Source organism: Enterococcus sp. DIV0421 (assembly GCF_051713745.1).
GTDB lineage: Bacteria > Bacillota > Bacilli > Lactobacillales > Enterococcaceae > Enterococcus_D > Enterococcus_D casseliflavus.
In genome coordinates, this window is sequence record NZ_JBIOQM010000001.1 from 2,248,500 (window position 1) to 2,263,936 (window position 15,437).

The 15,437-nt window shown below is 44.7% G+C and carries 12 protein-coding genes and 1 other annotated feature; of the genes, 11 read left to right on the plus strand and 1 reads right to left on the minus strand.

The annotated features are described in order from the left end of the window. The first annotated feature begins 45 nt into the window (after positions 1-45). From IGI96_RS10805 to IGI96_RS10815, 3 genes are all read left to right on the plus strand, one after another. A complete protein-coding gene (locus IGI96_RS10805; protein WP_438785110.1) occupies positions 46-876 on the plus strand; it encodes a DUF72 domain-containing protein in 831 nt (276 codons plus the stop codon). 8 nt (positions 877-884) lie between these two features. After that, positions 885-1,745 carry a Cof-type HAD-IIB family hydrolase gene (locus IGI96_RS10810; protein ID WP_005225142.1) on the plus strand — a complete coding sequence of 287 codons (861 nt, stop codon included), beginning with the start codon at positions 885-887 and terminating at the stop codon, positions 1,743-1,745. A 95-nt stretch (positions 1,746-1,840) separates the two neighbouring features. Further along, the gene (locus IGI96_RS10815; RefSeq protein WP_086339173.1) at positions 1,841-2,371 is read left to right on the plus strand and encodes an HAD family hydrolase; all 531 of its coding nucleotides are present in this window, start codon (positions 1,841-1,843) and stop codon (positions 2,369-2,371) included. A gap of 71 nt (positions 2,372-2,442) precedes the next feature. Here the strand turns inward: IGI96_RS10815 and IGI96_RS10820 are convergent, their stop codons facing one another. Then, positions 2,443-3,792, minus strand: coding sequence for an aspartate kinase (locus IGI96_RS10820; RefSeq protein ID WP_086339174.1), 1,350 nt, complete (start codon positions 3,790-3,792; stop codon positions 2,443-2,445). Between the two features lie 358 nt (positions 3,793-4,150). On the opposite strand from IGI96_RS10820, the gene ezrA reads away from it, so the two are divergent. From ezrA to IGI96_RS10860, 8 genes are all read left to right on the plus strand, one after another. Next, positions 4,151-5,872 (plus strand): septation ring formation regulator EzrA, encoded by a 1,722-nt coding sequence (ezrA, locus tag IGI96_RS10825; RefSeq protein WP_438785112.1) that lies wholly within the window; start codon positions 4,151-4,153, stop codon positions 5,870-5,872. Between the two features lie 186 nt (positions 5,873-6,058). Beyond that, positions 6,059-7,201: a cysteine desulfurase family protein gene (locus IGI96_RS10830; protein ID WP_086339394.1), complete on the plus strand. Its 1,143-nt coding sequence runs from the start codon at positions 6,059-6,061 to the stop codon at positions 7,199-7,201. Positions 7,202-7,248: 47 nt separating this feature from the next. Further along, the gene (gene thiI / locus IGI96_RS10835) at positions 7,249-8,457 is read left to right on the plus strand and encodes a tRNA uracil 4-sulfurtransferase ThiI (protein ID WP_005225147.1); all 1,209 of its coding nucleotides are present in this window, start codon (positions 7,249-7,251) and stop codon (positions 8,455-8,457) included. 154 nt (positions 8,458-8,611) lie between these two features. Continuing rightward, the gene (locus tag IGI96_RS10840) at positions 8,612-9,265 is read left to right on the plus strand and encodes a redox-sensing transcriptional repressor Rex (RefSeq protein ID WP_005225148.1); all 654 of its coding nucleotides are present in this window, start codon (positions 8,612-8,614) and stop codon (positions 9,263-9,265) included. A 65-nt stretch (positions 9,266-9,330) separates the two neighbouring features. Further along, positions 9,331-9,822: a thiol peroxidase gene (tpx, locus tag IGI96_RS10845; protein ID WP_438785114.1), complete on the plus strand. Its 492-nt coding sequence runs from the start codon at positions 9,331-9,333 to the stop codon at positions 9,820-9,822. 57 nt (positions 9,823-9,879) lie between these two features. Beyond that, positions 9,880-10,114: a binding site (T-box leader), on the plus strand. 522 nt (positions 10,115-10,636) lie between these two features. Beyond that, the gene (locus tag IGI96_RS10850; RefSeq protein ID WP_061053800.1) at positions 10,637-13,282 is read left to right on the plus strand and encodes a valine--tRNA ligase; all 2,646 of its coding nucleotides are present in this window, start codon (positions 10,637-10,639) and stop codon (positions 13,280-13,282) included. Between the two features lie 147 nt (positions 13,283-13,429). Further along, positions 13,430-14,743, plus strand: coding sequence for a bifunctional folylpolyglutamate synthase/dihydrofolate synthase (locus IGI96_RS10855; RefSeq protein ID WP_086339175.1), 1,314 nt, complete (start codon positions 13,430-13,432; stop codon positions 14,741-14,743). Continuing rightward, positions 14,736-15,410, plus strand: coding sequence for an HAD family hydrolase (locus IGI96_RS10860; RefSeq protein ID WP_005225153.1), 675 nt, complete (start codon positions 14,736-14,738; stop codon positions 15,408-15,410). The genes IGI96_RS10855 and IGI96_RS10860 overlap by 8 nt, the downstream gene beginning before the upstream one ends. Positions 15,411-15,437 lie beyond the last annotated feature (27 nt).

A 15,437-nucleotide genomic window follows, 5' to 3' on the forward strand; every position in this document is an offset into this window, starting at 1 on the left:
TATTGTATACTATTAAAATAAGAAAACAAGGAGCGATGGGAAAAAATGATTCGAATTGGTTGTACCACATTTAGTGAACATGGCAGTCTCGTGCAAAGAAAAAACTCGAAATTATTTGAGTATGCCCGTTATTTTCCGCTAGTTGAGCTGGATACTACCTATCATTTTTTGCCAAAAGAAAAAGACGTGCGCAACTGGTTGACCCAGATTCCCGAAAATTTCCGCTTTGTGTTGAAAGTCCATCAAAGTGTGACCACCCAAGGAAATTTGCCAGATCAGTTGACCATGACCGAAGCGCTGCAGCTTTATAAAGAAGCGATCGCGCCAATGGTAGAAGCAGGCAAACTCTTTTGCCTATTGGCGCAGTTTCCCAACAGCTTTAAATGTACAAAAGAAAATGTCGCCTATTTAGACCAAGTGCGAGAATGGTTTGCGGGCTACCCAGTGACGATCGAGCTGAGAGACAGCAGCTGGTATCAGCCGAAACTGTATCCGGGAATGATCGATTATATGAAGCGAAAGCAGTTTTCCTTAGTAGTTGTTGATCAGCCGAAAAAGCTATCGACCACCATTCCCCTTGATCCAACCGTGACCAATCCCGCGTTTGTCTTGTGCCGTTTTCATGGACGCAACGACAGCGGCTGGACAGCGACAGGACCAGATGCCAAAAATCTGCGGACCTTGTATCGCTATGACCAAGCCGAACTAACGGAGTTAAAACACGCAGTCCAAGCCATCGAAGCCAATGCCAAAGAAGTCGCAGTGGTCTTCAATAATAATGCCGGTCGTGATGCCGCTGACAATGCTCGCGCATTGATCGATGCGCTGCAGATCGATTACGAAGCATTAAATCCTAATCAGTTGAAATTATTTTGAGGAGTCATATGATAAAAGCAATCTTTTTTGATATTGATGGCACGCTGATTGCCAGCAACGGCAAGGCGCTTGCCAGTACCCGTGAAGCCATCAAACAAGCCCAAGCCAATGGCGTCCTCTGCGGCATTGCCACCGGACGTGGTCCGGTTGATTTAGAGAAGGTGATCGATTACTTGTCGTTAGACATGTTTATCACCTATAACGGCCAATATGTCTACACGAAGGAAAACTTGATTTATGCTAAACCTTTTCCAAAACAAACGCTGGAAGCGATCGTAGAATACGCAGATGAAAATTACCGCCAAGTCATGTTTGGCGGAGAAACGCAAGTGGCTGGCAGCTTAACGATCCGCTTAAGCCAATCACCCGTCATGCAGCGCTACTTACGCTATGTACCGAAAAAATTTCCCGTCGGTTTTTTAAAGAAAGTCTTGCAGCGCTTTAGTCCCAATCGCAACGCCAAGCGCTATGAATCGTTGGACATTTTACGAGAGCCCATCTATCAGTGCATTATGCTGAGCCCTGAATCAGAGCGCGAAAAATTACGGTCCAAGCTGCCGCAATGTGATTTTAAGCGATCCAATGCCTATTCTGTTGACATCGTGCCGAAAAACGGTTCGAAAATCAAAGGCATCAAAGAGTTTTTGGCCTATGAAGGGATCGCGATGGAAGAAGCGATGGCATTTGGGGATCATTTTAATGATGTGGAAATGTTAGAAGGCGTGGGGATCGGGGTTGCGATGGGCAATGCCCAGCCCATCACTAAAGCCAGTGCTGACTTTGTGACGGATACCAACGATCATGACGGCATCAAGAAAGCCTTGATCCATTTTGGCATCATTGCCGAGGATGCCCAAGCCAGGGAATAAAAAAATAAGCAAGTAGCCAATCTATGAAGCAACGTAGAAGACAGCGCAGAACCATAAAACAGAACCATGAGAAAAAGCAGAAAGAAGCGAGCAAAATGAGTCCATTTGAAATGACGGAAGAGTTTCATAAAACCTTTGATCCAACGCGACCGCCATATCCACAAGCTTTTTCAGCGGAAAAAGCCCAGTTTCGTGCTGGTTTTAAAATTGAAGAATTAGTTGAGTTCCTTTATGCTGCCAGCAACAATGACGAAGAGACCTTCCAATCAGGTCTGGAGCATTTGCATCAAGCGATCGATCAAGCCCAAGCCAAGCTGGCTGCCAAACAACAGCCTGTCAGTGATTCTCTAGTAGAACAAGTCGATGCGCTTTGTGATCTGCTGTATTTTACCTATGGCTCGTTTTCACTGTTAGGGGTCGATCCAGCGCCGATCTTGGCTATCGTTCATGACGCCAACATGGGGAAACTTTTTCCAGATGGGCAGCCTCATTATGATCCTGAGACCCACAAAGTCATGAAGCCGAGCGATTGGGAAGAACGGTTTGCTCCTGAACCGCGAATCAAGGCAGAAATCAACCGCCAATTGGCACAAAAACAAGCGCAAGCTCAAGAATCGTCAGAATAAAAACCAAACGTGCCAGTTGCCCGTTCCGATTGCTTATCAGCAAAAGGAGTGGTGCAACTGGCACGTTTGGTTTAATCAAAGAAAGTGTAGTAAAGGGTTCTGACAGCGGCTTTTTCTTGTTCTTTGTGGATACCGAACATGATGCTGACCTCAGAGGACCCTTGGTTGATCATCTCTAAGTTGATATTTTTCCGCGCAAGGGCAGCGGTACTGTCGGCAGTGATCCCGACTCGTTGACGCATTCCTTCACCAACGACGACGACCATGGATAGATCGTGGGTCATTCGCAGTTCATCGGGATCGATCTCGTAGGCGATCTTGCGCAGCAGTTCTTCTTCCAATACTGGATTCAACTGGTTGGAGCGCATAATGATCGAGATATCATCGATTCCTGAAGGCATGTGTTCATAATTTAAATCAAATTCACGGAAAATCTCTAAGACCCGTAACGTGAACCCAACTTCGCGGTTCATCAAGTATTTGCGGATATAGATCATACAAAAGCCTTCGTCACTGGCAACGCCGATCACGGGCTGATCCAAATTGTCTCTCTGGTTGGTGATCAAGGTACCGGGATGACTTGGATTATTGGTGTTTTTGATCACCACGGGAATTTTCGCATGGTATGAAGGCATCAAGGCCTCATCGTGCAACACAGTAAAGCCCGCATAAGACAGCTCTCGCATTTCTCGGTAGGTCACTTCTTTGATGGACTCTGGATGATGAACATAGCCTGGATGAGCAGAAAAAATCCCATCGACATCGGTAAAGTTTTCGTACAATTCTACTTGCAGACCAGCCGCCACGATGGCACCAGAAATATCTGATCCTCCTCGAGAGAAGGTACAGATCTCGCCGGCTTCTGTGTAGCCAAAGAAGCCAGGAATCACTAAGATTTCAGGACTGTCGCGCCATTGTGCGATCTTGGCGTACGACTTGTTCAAGATACGGGCGTTTTGAGGTTCATCCGTCACCAGCAACCCAAGTTCTTGCGGATTCATGTAGCGAGCAGCTAACCCACGGCTTTGTAAAATCCCTGCGATCAATTTGGCGTTGTTGTCTTCGCCGCTTGCCAAGACCGTATCATAAAGATGCGGATTGTCTTGGGTAGGCAGTGTTTGAAAAGCCGCCAATGATTGCCAGATGCGGTCTAAATGGACTTGTTCGATACCAAAGGGGGCAGCAATCGCTGTATAGCGGGTATAGATTTCTTCTATTAAATCAGTGATTTCTTCTTGGGCACACAGACGGGTACAGACAGCTAGTAACAGATCGGTGACTTTCTGATCGTCGCTGGAACGCTTACCAGGCGCTGAAACAACAACAAACCGTCTTTTAGGATCACTTTCAATTATCGCAACAACTTTTTCGACTTGTTCGGCTGAGGCAAGGGAACTGCCTCCGAATTTCGCTACTTTCATTTGACATTACTCCTGTTCAAGCTTTTTACTAGAGTACAGTTTCAATAGGGAGAAATCAAGCGGTTTCTTGAAAAAAATCGGAAAAATCAGAAAAAAAGTCACTTGTTGATGTAAATTTCACGATTTGTTTTCATTATCGCTGGAAAAGCCGTGATTTATTTTATTCGATGCGAAAAAAGTCGATCTTTTTTGCCTCAATCTAATGCTTGATTTTTTTCTTTATGCTATAATCTAGCGTAGATGCTTTTTTATAAAGGGACTATCTGTCCTTTTTATACTCAACGAACTTATCAATCAATCTGCTGATCAGCAGGTTTTAGACGAAACATGTATATTTGAAAATTGGAGGAACCACAAAATGGGAACTAATATCATCTTTGGAATTGTCATTGCCATCATCATCATCGCAGCGGTCTTGTATGCAATTGGCTTTTTCATGCGGAAGAAAAACCAAGAAAAGCTGAATGACTTGGAAAAACGCAAAGAAAATCTGTTTGACTTGCCGGTGATCGAAGAAGTCGATGAAGTAAAAAGAATGCACTTGGTTGGTCAAAGTCAAAACACCTTCCGTGAGTGGAACCAACAATGGACAGATATCTCCACAAAATCTTTTGCTGAACTTGAAAGTCAAATCTTTGAAGTGGAAGAGCTGAACGAACGCATCCGCTTTTTCAAAGCAAAAGGGGCGATCGTCCAAGCCGAAGCGACCATGGACGAGATGGAACGCCAAGTGGAAGAGATTCGCGCAGGCTTGAAAGAATTACGAGAAAGTGAAGAACGAAATTCACTGGAAGTTCAAAAAGCGCTGGACGTTTACGAAGACTTGAAGAAGAAGCTGCGGGATCAAGGCGAAGAATTCGGTCCTGCCTACAATGAGCTGCAAAAACAAATCAAAAACATTGAAATTGAGTTCACCCAATTTGTTACCTTAAATACTTCAGGCGATCCTGTGGAAGCACGGGAAGTGTTAGACCAAGCGGAAAAACACACCTATGAAGTGGAAGACCTAATGAAACGGATCCCAGCGGCGTACGAAGAATTAAATCGTACCTTCCCTGATCAGTTGAAAGAAATCCAAGAGGGTTATAAAAAATTATTAGAACAAAAATATGTGTTCCCAGAAGCAAACTTCCAAGAAGAAATCAACCGTGTGAAAAAACGGGTTGAAAACTCCATGAACGATCTAGCGAAAACAGAAGTCGCTTCCGTTGAAGTGGCAAGCCGTGATACTGCAAGTGATATCGATGCCTTGTATACGGTGATGGAACGTGAGATCAATGCCAAGAAATATGTCATGAAAAATCGTCAGATCATCGAAGACTACATTGACCACGCAACGAAGAACAACCGTCAGTTGTTGATCGAATTGGATCATACGGCACAAAGCTATACTTTGAATCATAATGAATTGGGTCGCGTCCGCGGCTTCCAAACCGAAGTGGACGAATTGGCTCGCCGCAACAACGAGTACTTACCGAAATTGGAAAAACATGAGATTCCTTATTCAGAAGTGCAAAGCTTCTACAAAGATGCCTACAAGATTTTGGATGATGTGGAAAGCCAGCAAGTCGAAATCGATGATTCTCTTGCGGAATTACGTCGTGGCGAAAAAGTTGCACAAGAAAAAGTGGAAAGCTTCGAATTCCGTCTACGCAACTTGAAACGGTTTGTTGAGAAACAACGCTTACCTGGTTTGCCAGGCGAGTATTTAGAATTCTTCTTCGTGGCAACGGATCGTGTCGAAGAACTAGGCAAAGAATTGAACAAGATTCGCATCAACATGCAAGAAATCAATAAATTGGTTTCTGTCTGTGAAGAAAATCTTGATCTTTTAGATGAACAAACAAAAGACTTAGTGGATGCTGCGGCATTGACTGAGCAAATGATGCAATATGCCAACCGCTATCGTCATTCTCATCCAGATATCAAGGCAGCGATCGACAAATCACTTTACTTGTTCAGTAAAGAATATCGCTATCAAGATGCGCTAGATGAAATCGGCACAGCGTTGGAACGAGTAGAACCAGGTGCCTTCAAACGGATCGAAAACTTCTACTTCAATAACCGCGACTTAGTATAATACGAAAGCCAGCAGTGAAAAACTGACTGGCTTTTTTCATGGAAAGAATGGCTCGCTGCATGAGTACCGCTTACGAAGGAAGGAAAAGTTTCCTTTAAAAAAAGCCAAAGCCAGCGAGTCACCTTGAAACTCAGCCCAAGAGCAGTTATAATGGGAAAGAATTTTTTTAGAGAAAGGGTCCTATCATTGATCTATTTTGACAACAGTGCAACAACCGCTATTTATCCACAAGCTTTAAATACATATGTCCAAGTCAGTCAGCGAATCATCGGCAATCCCTCAAGCCTGCATGATTTAGGAAATCAAGCCAATCGCCTGCTGCAGCAATCTCGTCAGCAGATCGCCGATCTGTTAAACGTTTCTTCCAAAGAGATCGCATTTACCAGTGGAGGAACTGAAGGAGACAACTGGGTCATCAAAGGGACTGCTTTAGCGAAAAAAGCCTATGGGAATCACCTGATTATTTCCAGTATTGAACACCCTGCCGTCAGTGAAACAGCGGCTCAATTAGCCGAGTTAGGGTTTGAGGTCAGTGTTGTGCCTGTCGATGCCCAAGGCTTTGTCAACGTGTCTGAATTAGCAAACCTGATTCGCAAAGAAACGATTTTGGTTTCGGTGATGGCGGTTAATAATGAGGTAGGGTCGATCCAACCGATCCATGAGATCGCAGCTGTGCTAGCGGACCATCCAACGATCCATTTTCATGTAGATGCCGTCCAAGCCATCACAAAGGTGCCGCAAGAACAATGGTTCAATGAGCGGGTCGATTTTGCCGTGTTCTCTGCGCATAAATTTCATGGACCTCGTGGCGCAGGCTTTATCTATTGGAAACAAGGCCGTAAGCTGGCGCCATTGATGACCGGCGGTGGGCAAGAGCAAAACCAGCGCAGCGGTACCGAAAACGTACCAGCAATCGTTGCTATGGCAAAAGCCCTACGTTTAGCGACAGAACAAAAGGCTGAAAAGCCGAACCATGTTCAATTATTAAAAGGCTATTTGCAAGAAGCACTGGCTGGGTACGAGAAAGTCACGCTTTTTTCTGGTACAGAAGGGTTTGCGCCGCACATACTTTGTTTTTCATTAAAAGGGATCCGAGGAGAAGTTTTAGTCCATGCCTTTGAAGAAAAGCAGATCTATCTTTCGACGACGAGCGCTTGTTCCTCCCGTAAAAAGATGGCCAGCAGTACGCTTCATGCGATGCACGTTCCAGAACAGTTAGCAACATCGGCTGTTCGTATCAGTTTAGATGAGAGCAATACAATGGCAGAAGTCGAGCAGTTTCTGATCGTCTTCCACCAGTTGTACCAAAAATTTTCGAAAATCAATTAAGCACGACAGACCACTATAAAATCAATCCAAATCAAAGGAGTTTTCTCGTGAATTATTCAGAAATCATGGTTCGTTATGGCGAACTGTCAACAAAGGGCAAAAATCGTCGTAGTTTTATTATGCAATTAGCTTCAAACGTCAAACGTACCTTAGCAGATTATCCCCATGTCAAAGTTCATGCCGAGCGAGATCGCATGCACTTGCTATTGAACGGTGAAAACAGCCAAGAGATCATTCCTAAGCTGCAAAAAGTCTTTGGGATTCAAAACTTTTCCCCCAGCATTCGGGTCGAAAAAGATATCGAAGTATTAAAGAAAGCCGTTCAAGACGTCATGGCAGAGATCTATACGGGTGTTGAGACCTTCAAAATCACAGCCAAGCGCAGTGATCATTCGTTTGTGCAAGATAGCAACCAGTTGAATTTGACCTTAGGTAATGCGGTGATCGACCGTTTTCCTGATATCAAAGTCCAAATGAAAAAACCAGACATCAATTTGCGTGTAGAAATACGGATCGATGGCGCTTATTTGTCTTATGAAACGATCCAAGGAGCCGCTGGGCTGCCAGTGGGCACCAGTGGAAAGGGAATGTTGATGCTTTCTGGCGGTATCGATTCGCCAGTTGCAGGCTACTTTGCCATGAAACGCGGCGTTGAGATCGAAGCGGTCCATTTTGCAAGCCCTCCTTATACGAGTGAACAAGCGTTGCAAAAAGCCAAAGATTTAACGAAGAAGCTTGCGCCTTATGTGGGAAGCATCCAGTTTATCGAAGTTCCGTTTACAGAAATCCAAGAAGAAATCAAAAATCGTGTGCCACAAGGCTATTGGATGACCATCACCCGTCGGATGATGCTGCGTTTGACGGATGCGATTCGGGAAGCTCGTCATGGCTTGATCATCTTAAATGGTGAATCATTAGGACAAGTGGCTTCACAAACTTTGCATAGCATGGTCGCCATCAATGAAGTAACCAATACGCCGATCGTGCGCCCAGTGGCAACGATGGACAAATTGGAAATCATTGAAGTTGCCGAAGCCATTGATACCTTTGAATTATCAGTTCAGCCATTTGAGGATTGCTGCACAATCTTTGCACCTCCTCAACCAAAGACGCGCCCAAGACTGGATAAGGTCCACCAATATGAAGAACGTCTCGATATCGAAGGGATGATGGAACGTGCGATGGCTGGGTTGAAACTGGAAGCAATCACGGCAAATCAAGAAAAAGCAGCAACGGAATTCGCTGAATTTTTATAATAAAACCCCGATTTTAATGCTACGACCACAACTGTTTTTGAATAGTTGTGGTCGTTTTTCATCGAGTGAGAGAGTTTGTGAATATTTTCTTGCTATTGAAAATGGAACATGCTACACTCAATATGTGAATCATTTAACAAGGAGGGTGGACAGGATGGAAGCATTAAGAGATAAAAAACTTCCGAAAGCGACGGCAAAACGTTTGCCAGCTTATTTACGACACTTAAAATTACTGGATGCCTCTGGTATTCAGCGAATCAAATCGAAAGAGTTTGCAGAAATCACGCAAGTTCCTTCAGCCACGATCCGCCGAGATTTTTCTCATCTAGGAGAATTGGGCAGAAGTGGCTATGGCTATGATGTTCCTTATCTGATTGAGGTATTGAGCTATATCTTAGAAACCAATGAAGAGAAAAAAATCGCCTTGATTGGTTATGGAAATTTAGGAAAAGCGTTAGCCAACAACAATTTTCGCAGAAATGAAAATCTTTCCGTGGTCGCGGTTTTTGACAATGATCCAGAAATGATTGGTCAGACCATTAGTGGGCGTTATGTCTATGGAATGGATCAATTGGCGGAAGTCGTAGCAGAAAAAGGGATCACCGTAGCGATTTCGACCGTTCCTAGTCGTTATTCACAAATGGCGATCGATGCGATCGTGGATGCTGGGATCACAGCGATTTTAAATTTTGCCCCTGATCCCGTCATCGTGCCAAAAGACGTCAATATCCAATACATTGATTTGACGACAGAATTGCAAACATTGATCTTTTTTGATACGACCTACTCGCAAAAATCGAAAGTCTGAGCAAATCCTTTTCGTTTTTTGACAATCTTTCTTATACTGGGAGAAAATGCTATAGGAGAGATGTTATGCAAGTTACACGCAAAGAAACGGTTTATGAGATGCCTGGCAACCAACCAAAAGTAGGGGATAAAGCGGCTGATTTTCGCTTGAAAAGTTTAGAGGACAAGGAATACACACTGACTGATTTTTTAGGAAAACCAACGATCATCAGCGTGGTTCCCGATATCGTGACACGCGTCTGTGCATTGCAGACCAAGCGTTTCAACCAAGAAGCAAGTCAATTGGATGACATCCATTTTGTCACGATTTCTAACAATACAAAAGAAGAACAAGCGCAATGGTGCGGCCAAGAAGGTGTTGACATGATCATGCTTCATGATCCGGCGAATACCTTCGGTGAGGCCTATCAAATCATGATCCCAGACTTCGGTCATTTTGCCCGAGCAATTTTCGTTTTAGACCGTGAAGGCGTGATCCAACACGTTGAGATCGTGCCTGAGATCTCCCACGAACCGGATTATCAAGCAGCCATTGATGCTGTGAAAGCAAACCTCTGATTGACTTTCAAAAAAGTTCATTGTAGAATGTAGCAAGATGAAACAAGAATCTATGATAGCAAGACAATGTTCAAGAGGAGTATCAGTGACCCTGGCGGTCAGAGAGAAGTCGGTCGGTGCAAGACTTCCCCAGACACTGAAAAGGTAGCTTGAAGGTCTTTGATCCGAACCACGGTTTGTTTCTTGCAGACAAAGCCGAACAGTAAGATCAAGCGCGTCGTGAACGTTACCTCACGTCAAAGTGGCAGAGCAATCTGCAATTTAGGTGGTACCGCGTATCAGCGCCCTAATGCCTCGGCATTAGGGCGCTTTTTGCTGTGAATCACTGCGAGTGGCCCACAAAGTGGGACAGAGCAGATGATGAACAGTACTAGGCGACCATAGGGAGCGTAGTAACCGTACTAGGAATCACAATGAGTGGCCCACAAAGTGGGACAGAGCAGATGATGAACAGTACTAGGCGACCATAGGGAGCGTAGTAACCATACTAGGAATCACAATGATTGGCTTGCGATGCAAGACAGAATAGATGATGAACAGTACAAGAAGTCATCAAAATTGGTTCACGAAGCGAGTCAGATCGGTTGCCAAAAGCCCTAAGACACAATAGCGGATCACGGAAGCGAGCCTTGACCTCTGTAAGCAACGTTTTTTTACGAACAACAAGCGAGGCGTCAACAAACAGCTGATAATCATCTCTACCACGGCACTAATCCTGAACGATTCAAACATTGTCACGCTTTACCCAGCAACAGGCACCAAAAATCCACACCAACCATTACGTCTAAAAAACGTAACTTTAGGAGGACCAACAATGACAGAAACTGAAAATCTATCCACCAAGTACAATCCCCAAGAAGTAGAAGCGGGGCGCTACCAAGATTGGTTAGAACATGACCGTTTTAAACCAAGCGGCAACAAAGAAGCAAAACCTTATTCTATCGTGATTCCGCCACCAAACGTAACAGGAAAATTGCACTTAGGTCATGCCTGGGATACCACGTTACAAGACATCATCATTCGTCAAAAACGGATGCAAGGGTATGACACCTTATGGTTACCAGGAATGGACCATGCCGGGATCGCTACCCAAGCCAAAGTAGAAGAAAAGCTGCGGGAACAAGGGATTTCTCGCTATGACCTTGGTCGGGAAAAATTCGTTGAACAAGTATGGGATTGGAAAGAAGAATATGCCGGTCACATTCGGGAACAATGGGCGAAACTAGGTTTATCTCTAGACTATAGCCGTGAACGGTTTACGTTAGATGATGGATTATCCGAAGCGGTTCGCAAAGTTTTCGTGACGCTATATGAAAAAGGCTTGATCTATCGTGGCGAGTACATCATCAACTGGGATCCGCAAGCCCGCACGGCATTATCTGATATTGAAGTGATCCACAAAGACATCGAAGGTGCTTTTTACCATATGTCTTACGAATTAGCAGATGGCAGCGGTGTGGTGGAGATCGCAACGACTCGTCCAGAAACGATGCTGGGGGATACAGCAGTCGCGGTTCATCCAGAAGATGAACGTTATCAAGCATTGATTGGTAAAAAAGTGATTTTGCCTTTGGTCAATAAAGAGATCCCAATCATCGCAGATGAGTACGTGGACCAAGAATTTGGAACTGGGGTCGTAAAAATCACTCCTGCCCATGACCCGAATGACTTTGAGGTCGGTAACCGCCATGACCTACCACGGGTCAATGTCATGAATGATGACGGAACAATGAACGACTTAGCAGGTACTTATGCAGGCATGGATCGTTTTGCTGCTCGTAAGCAAATCGTGAAAGACTTAGAGGCGTTAGGTCGTCTGATCAAAATCGAAAAAATGGTTCATAGCGTAGGGCACTCAGAACGGACAGGCGTAGTAGTCGAACCTCGTTTATCGACACAATGGTTCGTAAAAATGGAGCCATTAGCAAAACAAGCCATCGACAACCAAGAAACCGACGATGCGGTGGACTTTTATCCGCCACGTTTCAACCAAACATTCTTACGTTGGATGGAAAATGTCCATGACTGGGTGATCTCTCGTCAGTTGTGGTGGGGCCATCAAATCCCAGCTTGGTACCACAAAGAAACGGGAGAAATGTATGTAGGACTTGAAGCGCCAGCGGATGCCGAAAATTGGCAGCAAGATCCAGACGTATTGGATACCTGGTTTAGTTCTGCTTTATGGCCGTTTTCAACAATGGGGTGGCCAGATGAAAACAATGAAGATTTCCAACGCTACTTCCCAACGAATACATTAGTGACCGGGTACGACATCATTTTCTTCTGGGTAAGCCGTATGATCTTCCAAAGCTTGGAATTTACTGGCAAACGACCATTTGAAAATGTCCTGATCCACGGATTGATCCGTGATGAACAAGGTCGCAAAATGAGTAAGTCGCTTGGAAATGGGATCGATCCGATGGAAGTCATTGAACAATACGGTGCCGATGCATTGCGTTGGTTCTTATCAAATGGCTCTGCACCGGGACAAGACGTGCGTTTCAGCTATGAAAAAATGGATGCCGCTTGGAACTTCATCAATAAAATTTGGAATGCTTCCCGTTTCGTCTTGATGAATGTCAGCGAAATGACTGCCGAAGACATTGATTTTTCTGGTGAAAAATCAGTGGCGGATCGTTGGATCTTGACGCGCTTGAATGAAACGATTGAAAAAGTCACTGACCTTTTTGAACGCTTCGAATTTGGGGAAGCGGGTCGTCAATTATACAACTTTATCTGGGATGATTTCTGTGACTGGTACATTGAAATGTCGAAAGAAACCTTATACGGTGACAATGAAGCAGCGAAACAAGTCAATAAGAGCATCTTAGTCCATGTTCTTGATCAAATTTTACGCTTGTTGCACCCAATCATGCCATTTGTTACAGAAGAAATCTGGAGCAAACTGCCGCATACAGGGGAATCATTAGTTGTTGCTGAGTATCCACAAGTGGCACCAGAATGGACCGATGAAAAAGCGGCGCAAGGGATGGAAGTGTTGAAAGAATTGATTCGTTCGGTTCGAAACATCCGTGCAGAAGTAAACACACCACTTTCGAAACCAATCACTTTGCTGATCCAAGCAAATGAGCCTGAGATCGAAGAATTCTTGATCGCCAACAAAAACTATATCGAACGCTTCTGTAATCCAGAAGAACTAGAAATCTCTAACAGCTTACAAGCCCCTGAATTGGCGATGTCAGCCATCCTATCAGGCGCGACGATCTACTTGCCGCTAGCTGGGTTGATCAACATTGAAGAAGAAATCGCGCGTTTGGAGAAAGAACTAGCGAAGTTCACCCAAGAAGTTCAACGGGTACAAGGCAAATTGGCAAATGAACGCTTCGTTGCCAATGCACCAGAGGAAGTCGTAGCACAAGAACGCAGCAAAGAAGCCGATTATCTTGAAAAACAAAAAGCAGTCCAAGAACGGATCGAGCAATTGCGCACGATTCAATAGGAAGCGTCGACTGTCTGCAAACAAGCATCTCTTGTAGATGCTTGTTTTTGCGTAATCGATAGAAACCGTCAAACAAATTTCTCGTTTAAAGGAAAGAAATTGGGAAAGCTGTGGGATTTTTGATAAAATAAGAGCGAGGTGAAGGAGATGACAAGCGAAGAAGCAACAGCGTGGATCCATTCGCGTTTGGCATTTGGGCAAAGACCCGGATTGATGCGTGTCGAAGCATTATTAAAACGAATGGGCAATCCTGAAAAAAACATAACCATGATCCATATCGCCGGCACGAATGGCAAAGGATCAACCGTCAGCTATTTGCGCAGTCTTTTAGAAGAAGCTGGGCAGCAAGTGGGGACTTTTACTTCCCCGCACATTGAAGCGTTCAATGAACGGATCGAAATCAATGGACAATTTATATCAGATGAGGATTTGGTCGCTTGGGTGGAAAAAATCCAGCCGCTGGTTGCTGAAATCGATCGTGATGAAACCCTGACGGGCATCACTCAGTTTGAGATCATTACTGCCATGGCATTAGGCTATTTTGAAGAAAAAAAGGTCGATGTTGCGATAATGGAAGTTGGCCTAGGGGGACTTTTAGATAGTACCAACGTTATTTCCCCGATGTTGACAGCGATCACGACGATCGGCATGGATCATATGGATGTCTTAGGCGATACCATTGAAAAAATCGCTGCCCATAAGGCGGGGATCATCAAGCCACAAATTCCCCTTGTGACTGGCAATATCGTTGAAAGCGCGCTTTCGGTGATCGATTTGAAAGCTGCAGAAGCACAGGCACCTGCGTATCATGCAGGGCAAGAGTACCGTGTGACCTATCGTCATCCTGATGAAGAGTGGGGCGAATTGTTTGATTTTGAAAATGAGCATGGCAAAATCAAAGGCTTGAAAACACCGATGTTAGGCCGCCATCAACCAGAAAATGCCGGTGTTGCGATCCAATTGTACAGTCTGTATTGCGACCTGCGGCAGCTGCCATTTTCAGCTAAAGAAATTCGCAATGGGCTAAGAAAGGCCTATTGGCCCGCCCGAATGGAACGAATCAGCAGTGAACCACTGGTGATCATCGATGGCGCCCATAACGTGCATGCCATGGCTCGCTTGGTGGATACGATGAAAGAAGAGTTCAGCGACTATCGCATCCATGTGCTGTTCTCAGCCTTAGAAACCAAAAACGTCAATGAGATGCTTCAGCAATTGCTGGCAATTCCGCAAGCCGAGATTTATTTAACGACCTTTGATTTCCCAAAAGCATTGCATTTAGCAGACGGCTATCAGGAACTCGATGAAAAACGAATCTCAACCGTCTCTTTATGGCAGTTTGGCTTGGCAGAATTATTAGAAAAAATGACCAATGAAGATTTGCTGCTGGTGACAGGATCGTTGTATTTTGTTTCAGAAGTTCGTGAATTGTTGTTGGCAATAGGAGGAAGAAATGGCTAAGTTACGTGGTGTGATTTTCGATATGGACGGCTTGATTTTTGACACGGAGCTGCTCTATTACCAGGCTACTCAAATCGTGGCGGATCAAATGGGGATTCCCTATACAAAAGAGTTGTATTTAGCTTATGTGGGGGTCTCGGATGAAGAAGTCTGGGCAGCTTACCATGAGCGGTTCGACGAAGCCTTTGGCCATCAAATGATCGAAGACTTTATCCAAGCGGCTTTTCAGCAAACGCTGGAAATGTTCCAACGGGGCGAGGCTGAATTGAAGCCAGGTATCCACGAGTTATTGCATTATCTTGATGAGAAAAAGATTCCCCGAGTGTTGGCGTCTAGCAACCAGCGCAAAGTGATCGATACCTTGCTGGAAGCAGCAGGCTTAACGGCGGAATTTCCTGAGATCGTCTGCTTTGATGATGTCACACGGGCAAAACCAGATCCTGAGATTTTTGAAAAAGCCCACGCATTATTGGCGGTACCAAAAGAAGAATTGGTGATCCTTGAAGATTCGGCTAACGGTATTCATGCTGCTCATGGGGCAGGGATCTCAGTCATTATGATTCCCGATTTGATCGCGCCGACGACCATCATTGAAGAAAAAGTCTTGAAAGTCTTACCATCACTAGAGGATGTCCCAGATTTTCTAGAAACCGCCTTTTCGATCTAGCTGCGATTTTTTGCGCACCTGATTCAT

What these genes read in the sequence shown, in the direction of transcription:
- IGI96_RS10805 (WP_438785110.1), top strand. Translation starts at nt 46, where the DNA reads ATGATTCGAATTGGTTGTACCACATTTAGTGAACATGGCAGTCTCGTG.
- IGI96_RS10810 (WP_005225142.1), top strand. Translation starts at nt 885, where the DNA reads ATGATAAAAGCAATCTTTTTTGATATTGATGGCACGCTGATTGCCAGC.
- IGI96_RS10815 (WP_086339173.1), top strand. Translation starts at nt 1,841, where the DNA reads ATGAGTCCATTTGAAATGACGGAAGAGTTTCATAAAACCTTTGATCCA.
- IGI96_RS10820 (WP_086339174.1), bottom strand. Translation starts at nt 3,792, where the DNA reads ATGAAAGTAGCGAAATTCGGAGGCAGTTCCCTTGCCTCAGCCGAACAA.
- ezrA (WP_438785112.1), top strand. Translation starts at nt 4,151, where the DNA reads ATGGGAACTAATATCATCTTTGGAATTGTCATTGCCATCATCATCATC.
- IGI96_RS10840 (WP_005225148.1), top strand. Translation starts at nt 8,612, where the DNA reads ATGGAAGCATTAAGAGATAAAAAACTTCCGAAAGCGACGGCAAAACGT.
- tpx (WP_438785114.1), top strand. Translation starts at nt 9,331, where the DNA reads ATGCAAGTTACACGCAAAGAAACGGTTTATGAGATGCCTGGCAACCAA.
- IGI96_RS10850 (WP_061053800.1), top strand. Translation starts at nt 10,637, where the DNA reads ATGACAGAAACTGAAAATCTATCCACCAAGTACAATCCCCAAGAAGTA.
- IGI96_RS10855 (WP_086339175.1), top strand. Translation starts at nt 13,430, where the DNA reads ATGACAAGCGAAGAAGCAACAGCGTGGATCCATTCGCGTTTGGCATTT.
- IGI96_RS10860 (WP_005225153.1), top strand. Translation starts at nt 14,736, where the DNA reads ATGGCTAAGTTACGTGGTGTGATTTTCGATATGGACGGCTTGATTTTT.